Here is a 19,158-nt window from a genome sequence, read left to right as displayed (position 1 = left end):
CCACACCTCCCACACCCCGCCAGCAAGGAGGTTTCAGCTTTTCAAGCGTGCCATTCCCCCTTGTCTCCTTGTCTCCTGTTCTTGCCTACTCCCCACTATTCATAAATAAGACTGATACCTCTCAAGAAATAAGTAATTGTGGGGTTGGAAAAATTGCGAGACTTAAACAAAATAATATAAGGAATTTAACATCATCCGTAAATAGAGGGACTACAATCAAAACGGACAAATGTTTCATGCTCCAACAAGAGAGGATTACAAAGCTATGTCCGACTTAAATCGAGGAATTATGAAGTTTGAGGGTGCAGATTCCCCAAAAGTAGTCACTATCTCTACCGTGTTGCTTCTGGGATCGATCGCTGCTCTCATCATCTGGGCGCTGCAAGCTGCCTATGCGCTAAACTAAAACCATTAATAGTCTAGAAGGGCACTTGTCTTAAACGGTTTCCGTCTTAGCCAAGTGTCCATTCCATGACTAATAATTGACGAAGAATCCAGAATCCAGAATTCAGAATGCTTTTCCTTTGATGATTCAAACTACTACCTAATCGTAGACCACTAAATCTATGATTTTGATCGTTTTAAACCCCTGTGTTCATCCCTGTGCCATACTCGAATCCATTCTGAATTCTGACTCCTGAATCCTGAATTCTTTCTATTAAAAGCGCCCTAATTACCATCAAAAATTTCAGAAAAACTTTAGATTTTAGATTTGAGGTTTTAGATGGAAAATTTAAATCTAAAATCCAAAATCCAGAATGTTTGAACCTTGGGGTGTTTTAGTTATTTTAATTATCTGCCCCCTCTTGGGCGGATTACCCCTGATTGCATGGATAGCTTACGCGCTTACGGGTAAGCAATTATCACAAGTTGGTACACGAAACATTAGTGTATCAGCTGCCTTTTATCACGGTGGTAAGTTTGTCGGAATTCTGGCAGTCTTGTCAGAAGCTTTTAAAGGAATTGCGGCAGTTTTCCTCACCCGTCTTTTCTTCCCAGAGGGATCGTTTTGGGAATTGATTGCCCTCATCGCTCTGGTAATTGGTAGATACTGGATAGGCAGAGGAGCAGGTACAACAAATGTCGTCTGGGGATTTGTCGTACACGATCCCCTGGTGGCAATATTTGTTTCTTTCTTTGCAGGTATTAGCTTTACAATTCTGCCATCAAAACAGGCAGTCAAATTTGGGGTTTTGCTTCTCTTTCCACTGTTTGTAGCAATTTTGCATCTAAGCGATATCCCCAGAATGCTTGCTGCTGTGGCTTTAGCTGGTTTAATGGCCTGGATTTATGCAAACATTCCAGATGATATGAACCTACCAGTTCAAAAGGCACAAACAGAATCGCAAGCGATGTTGGAATTTTTACGGGGCGATAGCGCGATGGTTTCTTTAGATGAAGAGTTGGATGCTGCTATTGTCGGAGAAAAGGCGGCTACATTATCCCAAATTAAGCGCTGGGGCTATCCAGTGCCGAAGGGATGGGTACTAGCGCCAATCGACGATCCAAAAGTGTTGACAGAATTTCTCCAGCCATCAGAATTATCCCCTTTGGTGGTGCGTTCTTCCGCCATTGGCGAAGACTCAGAACAGGCTTCTGCGGCTGGACAATATGAAACAGTTTTAAATGTTACTAGCCCAGAGGCATTACAGCAAGCGATCGCGCAAGTTCAAGCTTCTTACAATCATCCATCTGCTGTACAGTATCGGCGCGATCGCGGCTCAAGTGATACAGCAATGGCTGTTTTGATTCAACAACAAGTCCAAAGTGTATATTCCGGCGTTGCTTTCAGCCGCGATCCCATTACTCAGCAAGGTGATGCAATCATCATTGAAGCCCTTCCAGGGAGTCCAACGCAAATCGTTTCGGGAAAAGTCACACCGGAACAATATCGCGCTTTTGTCGTTGAAACAGAAAAATCTTCCTCTGTGCAATTAGAGGGTGAAGGACGAGTTCCCCAAGCATTAATTAAGCAAGTTGCATATTTAGCTTACCGACTCGAAAAACGTTATCATGGCACTCCTCAAGATATTGAATGGAGTTACGACGGTCAAACGCTGTGGGTGTTGCAATCTCGACCGATCACCACTTTACTACCAATATGGACACGCAAAATCGCTGCTGAAGTGATTCCTGGAGTAATTCACCCCTTAACATGGTCAATTAATCGTCCCTTAACTTGTGGAGTTTGGGGAGACTTTTTTACTCTAGTTTTGGGCGATCGCGCTTTGGGATTAGATTTTAATGAAACAGCAACTTTGCACTATTCCAGAGCTTATTTTAACGCATCCCTCTTAGGAAATATCTTTCTCCGCATGGGATTGCCGCCGGAAAGTCTGGAATTTTTAACCAGAGGAGCTAAATTAAGTAAACCGTCCTTGCAGTCAACTTGGGAGAATTTGCCAGGACTAGGGAGGTTGCTGAAGCGGGAATTAAATTTAGAAAAAGACTTCAAACAGGATTATCACCAACGGTTTATTCCTGGGTTGTCGCAGTTGGCGCAAGAAAATGTAGAGAGTTTGGAACCAGCCAAGCTGCTAATCAGAATTGACTTTATTCTGGAGTTGCTGCGCCACGGGACATATTACAGCATTTTAGCCCCCTTAAGTGCTGCCCTCCGACAGGCGATTTTTCGGGTGAAGGATGGCCAAATTGATAATAGCGTGACTCCAGAAGTGGCGGCATTGCGATCGCTCAGTGCAATAGCCACAGATGCCAAGCAAGTATTGCTTGAGTTTGAACCACAGCAGGTATTTGAGCAGTTAAAGCAAACCCCAGAAGGAGAGAAAATCCTGCAAGAATTTGACGAATTGCTTCAGGATTACGGCTATTTAAGTGAAGTGGGAACTGATATCTCCGTTCCTACTTGGCGGGAAAATCCCCAGATGATTAAGCAGATGTTTGTGCAATTAATGCAGGGGAACGAACCACAATCGGGCGCTAAAGATGCGATTAATAGCATCTTTGCTGGTAAACGCAAACGTTCTTTTGTCCAACGGCGTGTGGATATTAAGGGGCGAGTTACCGAAGTTTATTCACGGTTGTTAGCTGAATTGCGTTGGAGTTTTGTAGCTTTAGAGAAGATTTGGTTAAAATCCGGCTTACTCCAGAAAACAGGAGATATCTTTTTTCTCAACTTTGATGAAGTGCGGCGTTTAGTCGAGGGTGACGATTCTAGGCTGATTGAAGAGTTAGATAAGTTAGTGGAATCGAGGCGATCGCAATTCGTCCAAGATAGCGAGTTCATTCAAATTCCACTTTTAGTTTACGGCAATACACCTCCCCACCCCTTAGCTCCTTCTGCACTCTACTCTGACCAAATTTTACAAGGGATTGGAGCCAGTCACGGGCAAGCTGAAGGCAGGGTGAAGGTGTTGCGAAATTTACAAGACGTGCCGGAGATTGATCGAGATACGATTCTGGTAGTACCTTACACAGATTCCGGCTGGGCCCCTTTGTTATTAAGGGCTGGGGGATTAATTGCCGAAGTTGGTGGACGGCTTTCTCACGGTGCGATCGTGGCTCGTGAATACGGTATTCCTGCTGTGATGGATGTTCGGGGTGCTACATGGCTTTTGCAAGATGGTCAACGGGTAAGGATTGATGGGTCTAGGGGTATTGTGGAATTATCTAACGATTTAAGACCCGAATGATTACCAATTCTCTGAAAGACTTGCCAGAAGAGTCTGTCTCTCACAATCCCGAAATCAAGAAAAAGGTAATGTTACGCTTCGGCGATTTGCCTCACCTAACTAACTTTTCTCAAGCGCGTTTTGCTCCCGGACAAACCGCACCAGCACACGCGCATCAAGATATGTGCGAAGTATTCTTTGTGGAAGCTGGTTCAGGAGTAATTCATATTGATGGTACAGAATACCCCCTGCTTCCAGGGAATTGCGTGGCGATAGAAGTGGGAGAGGTACATGAAGTTGTCAATACTGGCTCAACTGAGCTTGTTTTGACCTACTTTGGTTTGCGTGTGGAAAAATCAGCGTAATTATAGCGGTTATCGACAAGCGTGAAGTACAATTTTGACCTCTCTCCAAACCTCTCTCCTAAAAGGAGAGAGGCTTTGAATTTTTCCCCCTTCCCGCCTTCGGGAAGGGGGTTAGGGGGTTAGGTCTATTTGCATACTTGTACCTCACCGGATTGAAAATGGCTATATTGAAATATCAAAAGCTTTAGTGAGGGTTCAACAATGTTGTGCCCTCACTAAAGCTTGTGGATATTGCTTAAAACAAAGATAAATTTGTAGAATCCTAATATACCAAAGGCATTGCGCCACGCATCTGACGTAAAGAATTTATACAAGCAGCACAGTCGCAACCAAATAAGTCGATTGCCATATCGCTTTCTTCGTTATTGAACTCCAACATGGGAGCATCTTCTTTAGAAAACTCTATTTCACGCTGATAGTTAGGAATTTGAGCCAATACAGAAGCCCTGGCACATACTAAACCCACTTTATGTTTATTGCGGATACAAGATAGACGGTCTGTGGTTTGGGTTGCTGATTGTGGCTCTATAGCTTGTGCTTGATTCAGCATTACTCCCATAGAGAGAATGGAGCTAATCAGCACAGGAGAAGAAAGCAAACTCAGTAGGAATTTGTTCATTGATTTTCTTAGAAAACAATTGCGATCGCTCAGGTTATCCGATTAAATCTTACAGTGCAAGTAAAGTCTATCAGGAATATCACTAAGATATCAGCACTGGGGAAGTTCATCTGGATATCATCTGCGGTAAATAGTTCCCAGTGAACCATGTGCTTTTTCCGATCTCCGTCTTCTGTTAATCAACGAAAAACTTTAGAGGATGTTTGAAAAGTTCTTAGTGATGTATCAAATCCTTTTAGATCCCCCCAGGGCAAACGCATCTAAAGTATAAGAATCCTTTAATAGCAAGGGTTTTGGCGTTTTTTAATTTAGCCTATTTTTTCATCAAGATCCTTGCCCAGCAAGGGTTTCAGAAATCCCGTGCGTTCGCCCTGTAGATCCCCCTAAATCCCCCTTATAAAGGGGGACTTTGATTCCATTTCTCCCCTTTTTAAGGGGGGTTAGGGGGGATCAATAAGTGCCTAAAATCACAGCCAACTACTTTTCAAACAACCTCTTATATCTATATATTGAAAGGGCTTTTCTTAACTACAGCAATTCTAGTAAATTTAACAAGTTTCTCTGGTAGGGGCAATTCATGAATTTCCCCTACCTAAAAACCCGAAAATTTGCCCTTCAAAACTTTTTGGTTTCGAAGGGCAAAAAATATTGAGGCTTATCTGCTAGCTAAAAAAATCTTTGTGTGCAGCAACAAGCATTTGAGCCTGTCTTAAAACGTTTCCGAATAAATAAATAGGAATCTGCCAAGCTGCAACAGTAACTTCTTTAACTATATCTTGTACACTAATTGCTATTAATTCATGCTCTGGCGGCTCTCCTTCAACTGCACCAGACCAAGTAAAAGCTAATAAAAAATCTTCATCTCCAGGCAAGGATGCAATTAAGCATTCTTCTGGTGTTGGCTGGCAAATAATCCCATATTCGTTTGCAAGTTCTACAAGTCTTTGAAAGTTGTTTATGTTCGTCATTTGTCCTTTGGATGTAATTGAATTTCAGTTTTAGAAAAAATCATATTTTTATCTCCATAACTCAACTTAGTTGCTCTATAGCATAAATTAAAAATTACGAATTATTAAGGAGTTATTGGAGTTGGATCGGGCTTAAGTCCAAAATCTTACCGCGATCGCTTGGTTGCATCAGCAACAATTGCTACTGTTTTAAAAAAATCTGAACTACCTACTTTTTCAGTTAACCTGATTTATATACACCTCCCTTCGTTACCATTTAAATATTGATGCCCTAACCTGACTCAGGCTGACGCAGTGCATTGAGCATTGCCATCGCTTTTGGCGGAACGGCTGTAAACCGAAGCAGAAAAAGATGCTTGTCAACATTAGACTGTTGGATCACCTTGGCATAGATATGTTCTTCTTCTGTAGCCATTTCTGCTTCAATCAATAGCTTGAGTTTGAGATTACTCAATATTTCTAAAGAATCTAACGATCGCAATTGTGCCCCTTTTTCCGAGAGGCTAATCAATGCTCCCAGAAATACTTTGCCCACTGCATATTTTCCCTGCAAAATGGTGTATTTTACAGGTACTTCTTGATTGAGAATGATTATTTCTTCATTATCTTCAGGCAAGAATAAATTATATTTACCGCCAATGCCACGAATTTCACAAATTGTCACAGGGTGTCTCATCCCTTTGGGTTCTATTTGTAGTTGTCCAGCAATTTGGAGGTCAATATTGGCATCTTTACAGGTATTTTCAGAAATTAAAATCTGTCCTCCCACTGTATAAGATTCAATTCGAGCAGCCAAATTAACATGACTGCCAATAACTGTATATTGAGCGCGTTTTTGAGAACCTACATTTCCGGCTACGGCTTCCCCTGTATTCATCCCAATTCCCATTTCGAGAATCGGGAAATTCATTTGTTGATTTTTTTCGTTTACTTGCTGCATTGCCAATTGCATCGCAATAGCACAAGCGATCGCTCTTTGAGAATCATCTATGCGGCTAATTGGCGCACCAAATATCACAAAAATGCCATCACCCATAAACTCATTAATCGTGCCTTTATACTGATTAATCACATCTGTCATTGTTCCCAAATAAAGATTCAAAATCTTTACTACTTCTTCAGGTGGCAATTGTTCGGAAATAGCCGAAAATCCTCTTAAATCAGACACAAGAACCGTAACTTTTCTTCGTTCTCCCCCTAGCTTTAACCCAGAAGGAGTTTCTAGGATATTGGCGACGATTTCATCAGTTAGATAGCGACCGAGAGTTTTTCGCATCTCGGTAGCGCTTTGAGCAATATACTGAGTAAGTGCGATCGCAGAACCAGCAAATGCCAGCAATGAAGGTATAACGGGAATCCACCAACCAGCCAAAAACGCTAGAAAACTACCACCAATTAAACCGCCACCTGCTAGCAAAACACTAACGGCCATAAGGGTTTTCTGGTTGCTACTGTGGCGTTGTAGCCAACACAAGCTAGCACCAATAATTGACCAAATTAAAATTGATAGCCATTCTAGCGGCTCAGGTAAACACTTAATCAACGGACGACCATCCATTGCCACACTTAAAATTTGACTAATCAAATTAGCATGAATTGTTATACCCGCCATTCGTTCTGGATCAGTCAAGACATTACTGCTGTAAGGCGTATAGAATAGATCCTTCAAACTCTCAGCAGTAGCACCAATTAACACCACCTTGTCCCGCATTAAGTCTGGTGGAATGGGCTTATCTTGTACTTCGCCCAGAGAAACTTTAGTAAACTGCTGTATCCGTCCTCGATAGTTCAACAGCACTTGGTAGCTTCCCGCATCTGCTCGGACATAACCCCCATCATTAGCTTCAAAAATCGGGAAAACGCCACGATTTAACTGCAAATAATTAGAGTTAGTTGCTGCTGGCTTGGCGGTAATGCCTTCAGGTTTCAAGTACAACAATGCCAGCTTTAACCCAAAGCTTTCCAGAATCTCATCATTATTTAAATTTACGTATAATAGCGATCGCCGAATTTTGCCATCCCCATCTATGGGTAAATCATTTGACCCAATTTGATCGAGTCGCTTTAGTTCTGGAGACGAATCAACCGCCGAACTATCAACAGTATCAGAGACTTTTTGGACTCCAATCAAATTTGGAGTAGATTTAAACACCTTAAGTAAAGCTTCATGGCCAGGATTGACGGGTAAATCACGATAAATATCTAAACCAATCGCTCTGGGTTGTTGTTGTCTGATTTTCTCTAACAAACTGGCAAGTTTTCCATCAGACATAGGCCACTGTCCCTGCTTGCGGACATCTGCCTCATTAATTTCAACTATGACGATGCGGGTATCAGGCGATTCTTGTGGACGGAGGAGAAAAAATTGATCTAGTGCTGCCAATTCCAACAATTGCAGTAATCCAGTCAAGCGTAGTGCAATCACCAGGGCTGTAATATTGGGAACAGCAAGTAAAACACCACGCCATTGCCAGATTTGCGATTTCAGCTTTGCCCACATAAGATTTAGTGCTGAGTGGGGAATAGGGAGCGGGGAGTTGGGAATGGGGAGTTGGGAGTTGGAAATTCTGCTTTAGCTCCATGCCCTTCTCTCTTAGATGTGCAACAATCGATCAATGCTTCTGAAGCGATCGCACTCAAACCTACAGACTTGAAAAATTGTCTCCAATCCAGCCTCGCTTTAAAATTATTCGGCTCAGTTCGGCGTAGCTGCACCAAACTAGTCAGCGCTTCATGCCAAATCCCAGCTTCTGCATAGATGGTGGGTAACTTGTACACATTTGCCTTTGCTAATGCCTCCGACAACGATGAGCCTGGTTGAGTGCGTTCCACCCAACCTTCTACAGTCGGATTGTCGCTGGAGTCTTGAGTATTACAAACAATTGTTAGATACCAATGATAAGTTTTACCTACAGTAAGTCCGGGGGAACTCTCAGGAAGTTTGAAGCTAATAATTCCAGGTTTAGCAGGAAGCTTAAAAGACGTTTCATAAAATACATTCTGGTCTTCAGCTAGCAGCACAAACTTAGCTGTTTTAACTTGAAATGGAGGTACATACCAGAAAAATGTTGGATGTTGAGCAAATGTCAGCCCTACTTTATCTGGAGGTATTAAGGGAGTTATTAGTTTTTTCCCTATTAGGCAAGAGCCGCCACGGGTAGAACCTCCTGCACTTGCAGGAGGTTTTCCTCGCTGTGGTGGCTTAAATGCCTGACTAATTTGCCAAGTTTTGTTGGGATGGTACGACTGAGCGTGTACCTGTGCTGTTAAAGCAGAAAGCAAACCCAAAGGTAAGGAAAAGGCTAGAAAATATAGGAATGGTTTAATCCGTTTCATATTGATAATGCCTGAATTCTAAATTATTCAAGTGAATAAATTAAGTATTCCCAAAAGCAAGATCAAATTTTTCACTCAACTACGAACCATTGGAAATTGGTCATGGGTCAATAATTAATAGACATCTTACAAAAGGAACTTTTGCAAGATGTCGGGAAAAGGTTAAAAGGTAAGGGAAAATTCCATCTCTTTGCTCCTTTTTTAGTGCTGAGTTAGGAGTCAGAAGTTAGTATTCTTCCCCTGCTTCCCCTGCTCCCCTACCTCTTCCCGCCCCCTCCCCCTTTTGGTCACAATATGGGAATATATAAAGTTGTAGCTAACCGCCTACGTAGAGGTTTAACGTGGATACCATTGCAATTCCTGCTCTAAATCGGCCAGTGGATGCCACGGTAGAAATTCCCGGTTCTAAAAGTCTTACCAATCGGGCGTTGCTTGTGGCTGCTTTGGCACAAGGTGACTCCATTTTAGAAAATGCCTTATTTAGTGAAGACAGCGAGTATTTTGCCAAATGTTTAGAGGAATTGAGTATTCCCATAACTCTGAATCCTAATCTGGCCCAGATTCAGGTTACAGGAAGGGGAGGCGATATCCCAGCGAAACAGGCAGATCTATTTGTGGGTTTATCAGGTACTACAGCACGGTTTATCTCGGCGCTGGTGGCATTAGGTAACGGTGAATATCGCCTAGATGGGGTTCCCAGGATGCGAGAACGGCCGATGGGCGACATGCTGACGGTGCTGCAAACGGGTGGAGCAACCGTTAACTTTGAGGGAAACTCTGGGTTTATGCCCTACACCGTCTATAGCCAAGGATTCGCTGGCGGAAATTTTCGTTTAAAAGCTAACCAAACAAGTCAGCAACTTTCGGCATTGCTGATGATTGCGCCTTATGCTCAACAGGATACGATTTTTGAGGTTGAGGGTACACTGGTTTCTCTGTCTTACATCAAAATGACCTGTCGTCTGATGGCAGATTTTGGCGTGGAGGTGAATCAAATCGGCGATAATCAATTTCAGATCAAAGCGGGTCAACGTTACCAAGCTCGACATTACACAGTAGAACCCGATGCGTCAAATGCTTCTTACTTTTTTGCCGCCGCCGCCGTCACGGGGGGACGAGTGCGCGTCAAACATTTGACGAAACAATCGTGTCAGGGTGATATTCTCTGGCTAGATGTTTTAGAACAGATGGGTTGCGAAGTTAAAGCTTCGGATGATTACACCGAAGTGACAGGGCCGAAGCAATTGCAAGGCATAGATATTGATATGAATGATATCTCGGATTTGGTGCAAACATTAGGTGCGATCGCGCCTTTTGCCAGTTCACCGATTACCATTCGTAACGTAGAACATATTCGCTATAAGGAAACCGACCGAATTAAAGCTGTTGTCACAGAGTTGCGTCGGCTAGGAGTTGAGGTTGAAGAATTTCCAGATAGACTAAAAATTGAGCCTGGCCCCATTACCCCAGCAGCAATTGAAACCTATCACGATCATCGAATGGCGATGGCTTTTGCTGTCACTGGTTTGAAGGTTCCAGGAATTGTAATTAAAGATCCTGGCTGTACAGCGAAAACTTTTCCAGATTACTTTACCAGATTCTTTCAAATGTTAGAACAATAAGACATTGAGTTAAATGGGCGGTTAGAAACCGCATCTACACGAGGTAAAACCCACCTCCGTAGGTTTCACACACTCAATTTTTTTTAGTCCGCGCAGGCGGACTTTGTTTGTGTAGCCGCGAATTCCATTCGCTGGGGCTTAATACAAACGAACATTTTAAGATAAAAACGTTTTTGAGAAATCCAATAATCTTCCATTTTTAACCCAGATTCCGCAGGTGCGCTCATAAATGCGGTATTTTTGAGAATGACCTAAATGCTTGCTGCATTTTAGAAGCATGACAGCATCACCATTAGATATCAGGGTACAGGATATTGACCACTGCGGCATAGTCGCAGGCATCTGTGATGAGATGAATCTAGTAGAACAAATTAACCGACTGTTGGGAACTCACTCTCAAGAAATCATTAGTGCAGGTCAAGTTGTCAAAGCAATGATTTTAAATGGATTAGGGTTCGTGAGTGCGCCATTATATTTGTTTGAAAAGTTTTTTGTTGGGAAAGCTACAGAGCATCTGTTAGGAGAAGGAATACGTCCAGAACACCTAAACGATGACCGTTTGGGTCGAGTATTGGACAAATTATATGAGGTCGGACTAACTGAAGTATTTGTGACAGTTGCGCTTTGTGCAGCACGTAAATTCGGGGTAAAAATGGACAGTTTGCACCTCGATTCAAGTTCATTCCACGTTGATGGTGATTACATCAACAAGGCAACACAAGACAAGGGCGAACCAGGAGGAATCGAAATTACCTATGGCTATTCGAGAGACCACCGCCCAGACCTGAAACAATTTATCATAGACTTGATGTGCAGTGGGGATGGAGATATTCCCTTGTACTTAAGAGTCGGAAACGGTAATGAATCGGACTCGGCGATGTTTGCGACCATAATCGCGGACTTCAAACGCCAATGGCAAATAGATGCTTTATTTGTTGCAGATGCCGCACTTTACACCGAAGAAAATTTGCGACAAATGAAACAATTGCGTTGGGTATCGAGAGTCCCAGCTACTCTAACTGCTGCAAAAATGCTGTTAGAAAACATACCAGAAGTTGCATTTAATAACAGCGCAATGCCTGGATATCGAATTGCACCAAATTGTAGTGAATATGGTGGTGTACGACAGTCCTGGTTAGTTGTTGAAAGTCAAGCGAGAAAAGAATCTGACCTCAAGCAGTTGGAAAAACGTTTGATTAAAAAGTTATCACTTGCCCAATCTGAACTTAGGCAGTTATTAAACCAAGAATTTGCTTGCTCAAAAGATGCTCTGATTGCTGCACAACGGCTCAGTTCTAAATTACCCTTACATCAACTGGCTAATATTCAGGTTAAGGAGTTAAAAAAACATACTGGACGTGGTAGACCTAGTATTGATTCTTCCCCCACTTTTTACTACCAAGTTGATGCAACGCTAGAACCCAGGGAAATAGCTATCGACATCGAAACCAAACGCGCTGGAAGATTTATTTTAGCTACCAATGTCCTCAATATTGAAGAACTCAGCGATGACGATGTTTTACGTGAATATAAAGCACAGCAGTCTACTGAGCGTGGTTTCCGATTTCTCAAAGACCCTTTATTTTTTACTTCCAGTGTCTTCCTCAACTCGACTGAGCGAGTTGCTGCATTAGCAATGATTATGGGTTTGTGCTTGCTTGTTTATAGTCTGGGTCAAAGAGCTTTACGTCAAGCCTTAGAACGGGCAAAAAAAACTATTGATAATCAGTTGGGTAAACCAACTTCTACTCCCACCTTGCGTTGGGTGTTTCAATGTTTTATGTCAATTCATTTAGTTACCGTCGCCCAAATCAAGCAAATCGTCAACTTAACCCATGAAAGGCAATGGATTCTCCAGTTTTTGGGCGCTCCTTGTCGAAAATATTATCTTCTTTCTTAACTAACCTGCGGAATGTGGGTTTTAATCATTATATAAAAATATTTTGGTTATTTTAGTGAGCATTTATATTGCAAACTTAAATTTGATGTTATTTTACCTCTAATTAAAGTCTACTTAAACTCAGGATTCTAATATAAGGTGATTCCAAATATTTGGAGACTTATTCCCTCTTCTTAAAAAGAGAAAAATCCTTCATTTTTATTACTGATTAGAACACAATACGCTTGGGTTAAGAAGAATAGTAGGTTGGGTGGAGCGTAAGCGTTACCCAACAATGCTTTGATAATGTTGGGTTTCGTTCCTCAACCCAACCTACACAACTTTTATTTTTTACCCTTAACTGAACCGTATTGGATTAAAGCAGTAATAAATGCCAATTTGGGAAATAAGTAAGTTAGAAAAAACTACTTCTATATCTTGCTTGCAGTGTGTATTGCTTACAGAAGTTTATTGTGAGAAAAATTGAGATGAAATTAGTTTCAAAGTTAGTTCTTGCTACTGCTACCCTGACTTTAGGTTTTGCAACTGTAGATGCAAAATCTGTATCTGCTGCAATTATTAATTACGCTTTCACAGTTGATAGTCCTATAACTAAAGGAAATGGCTTTTTTAGCTTTGACGACTCAACTCTGAGTAATGACTATACTCCCGAAGCTACTATTAAGTCACTCTCTTTTCAATTTGATGGTGATTCTACTATTTACACAGAACAAGATGATACGAATTACCCAGACTTCCCTGTTGTATTTCAAACCACATCTTTAACAGAAAAAACATCTTTTGCATTAGATTATTTGTTCGACGATAAATCTAATCCTGCCAGTTCTATCAGTTACGAAATCATCGGTGAAGATTTTACAATTTTCTCTAGAACTTCTCCAGATGCTGAACCCATATCAGGTAAAGTTTCCTATACACAAGTACCTGAATCTACACCTTTATTTGGCGCTCTCTTTGCTTGTAGCTTTGGCTTGATGATGAAGAGAAAAGTAGCATCAATAAAAAAGGTTAAAGTCTAACTCAGTTAAGTTGATATTAACGCTTTCTTTGCCAAGAATTAATCTCTTATTAGTAGGCTTTTCTGTAGAAACATAACATCTAACACATTGATAATAAGAGAAAGCTTGGGAATCAAAACCTGATTTTGGTAAGGGAATTAATTATGAAGTTTGCCTACGATTACCCTGCCTTCTTTGTGTTAGCTGTTGCTGTGCTTTAACTTACCTGTTACTCAGGAGTAGAGAATGGTAGATTACCGGAATTTTGAGCAGTTCTTGCATAGTCGAATGAAACGACGCAACTTAATTATCGGGGCAGGAGCATTGTCTGGTTTAGCGATCGCTAACCAATTTTCTCCTCAAAGAGCGATGTCTGCCGACAAGCCGCTACACGTCTACGCTACAGGCAGATTTTCCAATTATCCTTTTACCTTGGGTGTAGCGTCCGGCGAACCCTATCCTACCAGCGTAGTGATTTGGACTCGTCTCGCTCCTGAACCCTTAGAGGGAGGTGGAATGCCACCAGTGAATGTGCCAATTCGCTGGGAAGTAGCAACTGATTCTGACATGAGACGCATTGTCTCTAGAGGTACGGTACTTGCAACTCCACAACTAGCTCACTCAGTGCGAGTTGTGGTAGAAGGACTCCAATCTGATACTTGGTATTGGTATCGATTTCTGGTTGGTCAAGATGCTAGCCCTATTGGCCGCACTCGGACAGCACCTTTAGCAAATAGCTATTTGAGTAAATTTAACTTTGGTCTAGTCTCCTGCCAAAACTATCAGCAGGGATTCTATACTGCCTACAAATATCTAGCACAGGACGACCTCGATTTAGTAGTGCATGTTGGTGATTACATCTATGAAGGGGGAATCTCAACTACTAGTCCCAGAAAGCACAATAGTACAGAAATTCTCACCTTAGAAGATTACCGCAACCGTCACGCCCTTTATAAAACCGATACCAATCTCCAAGCAGCCCATGCAGCATTTCCTTGGATTGTTACCTGGGATGACCACGAAGTAGAAAACAACTACGCCAACAATATTTCAGAAATTGATACTGAACCAGATCAGGATCGAGCAATTTTCCTGCAACGGCGGGCTGTTGCTTATCAGGCTTACTACGAACACATGCCACTGCGCCCCTTATCGCGTCCCGTTGGCCCCGATATGCAACTTTACCGTCGGCTTTCCTTTGGTAATTTAGCAACCTTTCATGTTTTAGATACCCGCCAATATCGCACCGATCAGCCCTGTGGTGATGGTACTAAAGAACGTTGCCCAGAGAATTTAGATCCGAATGCAACCATTACCGGTAAGGCACAGGAGCAGTGGTTATTCGATGGTTTAAATAGCTCACGGTCGAAATGGAATGTTTTGGCACAGCAGGTTCCCATTGCTCAACGAGACATGAAACCAGGAGAAGGCGGAACTTACAGCATGGATAAATGGGATGGTTATGTGGCTTCGCGCGATCGCCTCATGGCTTTCCTCGGACAGCGCCAGCCCTCTAATCCAGTATCCTTAGCAGGCGATGTACATTCCCACTGGGCGATGAATCTCAAAGCTAACTTTGATAATCCACAATCCGCCACAGTTGGCAGTGAATTCGTCTGTTCTTCAATTAGCTCCGGTGGAGATGGATCAGACACCACCCCCGCAGTTGAAGCTTATTTACCCGATAACCCACACATTAAGTTTTTCAATAATCAACGGGGCTATGTTCGTTGTTCCCTGACTCCCACAAACTGGAAGACAGACTATTTGGTTATGTCAAATGTCACAACCCCATTTGGCACGATTAGTAAGCGGGCTTCATTTGTGGTTGAAGATGGTCGTCCCGAAATACAACAAGTCTAATGGTTTAATTCCCAGGTATTGACACCAGATAATCACAGATGGATACAGATAAATTATCAGTGTTCATCTGTGTTTTCATTTTCACAATCCCTAATAGGGATTTAAGATAATTGCAATGAGAGTTGTTTCCCCCTGAAATTGATAAAATACAGTTTCAATCCCTAATAAAGATTTAAGATAATTGCAATGTGGAATGATTGTGAGGGACAAACCTATCAAAGAGTTTCAATCCCTAATAGGGATTTAAGATAATTACAATCGCACTCAATCCGCATCTGTTCCCATTTCAAAAAGGTTTCAATCCCTAATAGGGATTTAAGATAATTGCAATATGGCAATTCATAGTGTGTTGTGCGCTCTGAGACTTCCGTTTCAATCCCTAATAGGGATTTAAGATAATTGCAATTTTCCGAGCATGAGGCAGATTTAGAGGGTTATCTAATGTTTCAATCCCTAATAGGGATTTAAGATAATTGCAATGTTATCGGCCCAAAGCAGAAATTTTCTGCAAATTGTTTCAATCCCTAATAGGGATTTAAGATAATTGCAATAAGAGCGATTGTACTTGTATCCCCCACCAAGGCTGTTTCAATCCCTAATAGGGATTTAAGATAATTGCAATGGTACTAGACAACTTTAATCCCAATGTGTTCATGGTTTCAATCCCTAATAGGGATTTAAGATAATTGCAATGATATTCTCAGAATCTTTCCCACTCAACCTCGACGTTTCAATCCCTAATAGGGATTTAAGATAATTGCAATTTTTACTCAAATTAAGCAGAGCAAAATTCTCAGTTTCAATCCCTAATAGGGATTTAAGATAATTGCAATGTTGTAGCGACGGATGGCTTCTTCTACACTAATTTGTTTCAATCCCTAATAGGGATTTAAGATAATTGCAATCGCTGGCTTCTGAAAGCTTTGCCCTATTTAGTTTTCAAGGTTCGGTTGCGCGAATGCTGAAATGATAACACGATGAATTGTGATTTTGCTAGAGGCAAATGGCTGAAAACTAGTCTCCATAAGGTGCGCGGATGGTTTGAAATGCGTAGGCGTAGCCCGCCGCAGGCATCGCTCCCAAGTTCTTGCATATAGCACAGTTCAGCCATTTTTCTAGTTACCCCTTCCCCAACACCTACCCATCCGCGCATTTAGCAAAAAAACTAATCTGATTGGAAAGCTGCTTACTTATAAATACCCTACTCGATTAGTTAGAGTGATGCCGGGGTGGGCTACATCTACAGAATACCAGCACCCCCATGATTAACTTTATTTGCCAACGTCTTCAAAGTCTGTTATCGCACAAGCAAACTCTCTAAAAGCTGTTTTAATCAAAACCTCTTTCGTTCCCCTTTCCAGCGAAGAATTACGTATCATGTCTGTTAATTCTATGAACAGTAGAGAAAACATAAAACGATCTTGCCGATCAACTTGTTTCAAGCAAGACGATATAAACTGATAAAGCTCTGTTTTTCTCGGTTTGGTTTGTTCTTCCCATATTTGTAACCCAAGCCGGAAGGTTCTTAAGCGGATCTCGTTGCTATTGAAGGACGCGTCTTTGTAGCGGACAGATACGCGTTGGGGTATTTCCATGAGTTTTAGCTATACATATTCAATGTAAAGTAGTTATTCACTTATATTTTGGCTTAACCGGAAAAATCTGGTATTTTGCACCAATCTCAACAGCCGCAATACATTAGCAACGAATGATGTGCGTGGAATCTAGACGGTTAGCAGGGGTCATAACTGTGCATTGATGTCAACTTCAAGTCAAAGCCAGTAAGCAGTTGCAGCCCATCCAGGTTTAACCTGGAAATGAGGTTTTAAAAGGGTTTTGGTCTCAGTAAACACTAATGACAGCCGTGTACCCCTACTACGATCAATTTAGAGGATGCCCCAGAAATGGAGTAACCCTTGACCAGAAAAAGCTTCAATCAAAATCGCAGATAAAAAACCAATCATTGCAAGACGACCGTTCCAATTTTCACTTTGAGGAGTGAAGCCAAAACGCACAGCATTAGGATCTTCTGAAACAATAGGCGCAGGATTCTTAAAACCTGTCATGAGTAAAACTCCAAAGTTCAAGTGTTGTAGCAGTTGTAACTGTCTGTAAAGTAATGTAACAGATGTTTAAAAAAATGCAACATTGGGTAAATAAAGAAAAGCTGAAGAAAAATCTGCTCAATGAAGAGACAGGGGGAAGGGAGCAGGGAGAAGAGGTAGGCTGACAGGTGTAGGTATTTAACAAATGTGGCTGGAATAGGATTTTTCCGTTGGTTGAGAACTCAAATTTTAATTTCTGATTTCCCACCCAAGAACGAAATTTCGTTATTTGAACCACGTTTAGAACTCTGTTTAAGAGTGCCCACTCATGCACAAATAAAAAACCTACACCTGTCAGCCTCCTCCTCCCTCATCTCTGGCAAAGTTAGCAACAATTCGACAACCAGCACCCGGTTTACTGACAATTTCTAGCTGGGCATTTACTGTAGCCATTCGTTCTCGCATTCCCTGGAGTCCGTATCCGGCAACAGATTGATCGCATTCAAAGCCTTTGCCATTATCTTGGAGTATCAACGATAGCCCCGCCGCCGTTGTTTGAATTCTAATTTGAACAGCTGTGGCGTTGGCGTGTTTATAAATATTGGTTAGCCCTTCCTGGATAATGCGATACACAACATGATTTACTGAATCGGAAAGCGGTTGTGACAAATCAATTTTGCAGTATGGTAAGACATCGGTGAGGTGATAGAATTCCTCTGCAAGGTTAGCGATCGCATTTTCGAGCAATTGTCCGTGGAGTGGATCGGAGCGAATTGCCGAAACTGATTCCCGTACCTCTTGCAAGGCTTCAGAACCCAATTTTTTCGCTGCTAATAAAAACGATCGCGCCCGATTAGGATCGGTTTCCCAAAGGGTTAATGCTGTTTCCATTTGCACATTTAGCGCTACGAGGGAATGTCCTAGAGAGTCGTGGATGTCACGCGCAATGCGATTGCGTTCTTCTAGCGCCACCATTTCCTCAATGCGTTGATTCAGCGCTTTCTGATGTTCTAGCGATCGCCTTAGTTCTGCTTCTGTCTCCTGTAAGCGCCGATTTTGCTCCTGGAGTTGCATTTGTAAGCGGCAAAGGTTGAGTTGATGCTCCATTCGAGCAACCACCTCTTCAATCTGAAAAGGTTTGTTAATAAAATCAACGCCTCCAACCGAAAAGGCTTTCACTTTATCAAATACCTCATTCAACGCACTAATAAAAATGACAGGAATCTCTTGTGTTTGAGGATTAGATTTGAGTCTTTGACATACTTCATAGCCGTTCATTCCGGGCATGGTAATATCGAGCAGAATCAAGTCTGGAGGTTGAGCTTGTATGCCAATTAACGCCATAGAACCATTGGTAACACTCCTCACTTCGTATCCTTGCTCGGTAAGCATTGCTGATAAAAGGCGAAGATTATCTAGAGTGTCATCAACTATGAGAATATCTCCCTTGGATGATTGGCTTAATTCCATACTTCTCAAAGGGCTAAGAGAGTCGTTAATTATCAAGCTAGTGGTAACGTAATGTAAATAAATTATGGATTATAAGTGATAATAAATTCCATCCATGTAACAAATCTATTGATGATATTGGTAATTGCCAAGGCACTGATAAATTTACATTTATTTATATTATTGTTTTATATCCGTCTACCTACTTAAGTTATTTTTATTGGCAGTAATTAAAAATAAATTGAGTACGTAAAAATTTTCCATTTTAATTACTTTACATAATTTTCTCACAGTTTTAAATCAAGTTATAACCTTATTATTATCCGTTTTTTAGCTTGATTTTTCAAGGTTGAGTAGCTAG

Annotated in this window: 14 protein-coding genes and 1 CRISPR repeat array; of the genes, 7 read left to right on the top strand and 7 right to left on the bottom strand. The window is 41.6% G+C overall.

Translation table 11 applies throughout. The features are described 5' to 3' along the window. The first annotated feature begins 229 nt into the window (after positions 1-229). The 3 genes from FD724_RS30835 (at position 230) to FD724_RS30825 (ending at position 3,997) form a co-directional block, all read left to right on the top strand. Entirely contained in the window at positions 230-406 is a 177-nt protein-coding gene (locus tag FD724_RS30835; RefSeq protein ID WP_159402606.1) for a hypothetical protein, read from the top strand. A gap of 352 nt (positions 407-758) precedes the next feature. Further along, complete coding sequence (locus FD724_RS30830) at positions 759-3,653, top strand: glycerol-3-phosphate acyltransferase (protein ID WP_179075247.1); 2,895 nt, start codon at positions 759-761, stop codon at positions 3,651-3,653. Then, positions 3,650-3,997, top strand: coding sequence for a cupin domain-containing protein (locus tag FD724_RS30825; RefSeq protein WP_179075246.1), 348 nt, complete (start codon positions 3,650-3,652; stop codon positions 3,995-3,997). Before FD724_RS30830 ends, FD724_RS30825 begins: the two co-directional genes overlap by 4 nt. A gap of 262 nt (positions 3,998-4,259) precedes the next feature. Here FD724_RS30825 and FD724_RS30820 read toward each other — a convergent pair whose 3' ends face one another. The 4 genes from FD724_RS30820 to FD724_RS30805 form a co-directional block, all read right to left on the bottom strand. Next, complete coding sequence (locus tag FD724_RS30820) at positions 4,260-4,616, bottom strand: hypothetical protein (protein ID WP_179075245.1); 357 nt, start codon at positions 4,614-4,616, stop codon at positions 4,260-4,262. Positions 4,617-5,278: 662 nt separating this feature from the next. Further along, positions 5,279-5,584 (bottom strand): hypothetical protein, encoded by a 306-nt coding sequence (locus FD724_RS30815; protein ID WP_114080691.1) that lies wholly within the window; start codon positions 5,582-5,584, stop codon positions 5,279-5,281. A gap of 271 nt (positions 5,585-5,855) precedes the next feature. After that, entirely contained in the window at positions 5,856-8,084 is a 2,229-nt protein-coding gene (locus FD724_RS30810) for a CHASE2 domain-containing protein (RefSeq protein ID WP_179075244.1), read from the bottom strand. Positions 8,085-8,089: 5 nt separating this feature from the next. Continuing rightward, positions 8,090-8,920: a DUF928 domain-containing protein gene (locus FD724_RS30805; RefSeq protein ID WP_179075243.1), complete on the bottom strand. Its 831-nt coding sequence runs from the start codon at positions 8,918-8,920 to the stop codon at positions 8,090-8,092. Positions 8,921-9,261: 341 nt separating this feature from the next. On the opposite strand from FD724_RS30805, the gene aroA reads away from it, so the two are divergent. From aroA to FD724_RS30785, 4 genes are all read left to right on the top strand, one after another. Further along, positions 9,262-10,542, top strand: a complete 1,281-nt coding sequence (gene aroA, locus FD724_RS30800; RefSeq protein WP_179075242.1) for a 3-phosphoshikimate 1-carboxyvinyltransferase — start codon at positions 9,262-9,264, stop codon at positions 10,540-10,542. A gap of 277 nt (positions 10,543-10,819) precedes the next feature. Beyond that, the gene (locus FD724_RS30795; protein WP_179075241.1) at positions 10,820-12,442 is read left to right on the top strand and encodes an IS1634 family transposase; all 1,623 of its coding nucleotides are present in this window, start codon (positions 10,820-10,822) and stop codon (positions 12,440-12,442) included. A 452-nt stretch (positions 12,443-12,894) separates the two neighbouring features. Then, positions 12,895-13,461, top strand: coding sequence for a PEP-CTERM sorting domain-containing protein (locus tag FD724_RS30790; RefSeq protein WP_256874405.1), 567 nt, complete (start codon positions 12,895-12,897; stop codon positions 13,459-13,461). A 225-nt stretch (positions 13,462-13,686) separates the two neighbouring features. Further along, positions 13,687-15,303: an alkaline phosphatase gene (locus FD724_RS30785; protein WP_179075240.1), complete on the top strand. Its 1,617-nt coding sequence runs from the start codon at positions 13,687-13,689 to the stop codon at positions 15,301-15,303. 80 nt (positions 15,304-15,383) lie between these two features. Further along, positions 15,384-16,208: direct repeats of the CRISPR family, unit length 37 nt; unit sequence GTTTCAATCCCTAATAGGGATTTAAGATAATTGCAAT. A 366-nt stretch (positions 16,209-16,574) separates the two neighbouring features. Here FD724_RS30785 and FD724_RS30780 read toward each other — a convergent pair. The 3 genes from FD724_RS30780 to FD724_RS30770 all read right to left on the bottom strand — a co-directional run bounded on the left by FD724_RS30780 (position 16,575) and on the right by FD724_RS30770 (position 18,818). Then, positions 16,575-16,898 carry a hypothetical protein gene (locus tag FD724_RS30780; RefSeq protein ID WP_114080697.1) on the bottom strand — a complete coding sequence of 108 codons (324 nt, stop codon included), beginning with the start codon at positions 16,896-16,898 and terminating at the stop codon, positions 16,575-16,577. A 291-nt stretch (positions 16,899-17,189) separates the two neighbouring features. After that, on the bottom strand, positions 17,190-17,369 hold the full coding sequence (locus FD724_RS30775) for a chlorophyll a/b-binding protein (protein WP_012407782.1): 180 nt from the start codon (positions 17,367-17,369) through the stop codon (positions 17,190-17,192). A gap of 333 nt (positions 17,370-17,702) precedes the next feature. Further along, complete coding sequence (locus tag FD724_RS30770) at positions 17,703-18,818, bottom strand: response regulator (RefSeq protein ID WP_179075239.1); 1,116 nt, start codon at positions 18,816-18,818, stop codon at positions 17,703-17,705. Positions 18,819-19,158: the final 340 nt, after the last annotated feature.

Origin of the sequence: Nostoc sp. C057 (assembly GCF_013393925.1) — a bacterium.
Lineage (GTDB): Bacteria > Cyanobacteriota > Cyanobacteriia > Cyanobacteriales > Nostocaceae > Nostoc > Nostoc muscorum_A.
The sequence above is the reverse complement of the archived record's forward strand: the minus strand, read 5'-3'. Positions and strand labels throughout refer to the sequence as shown.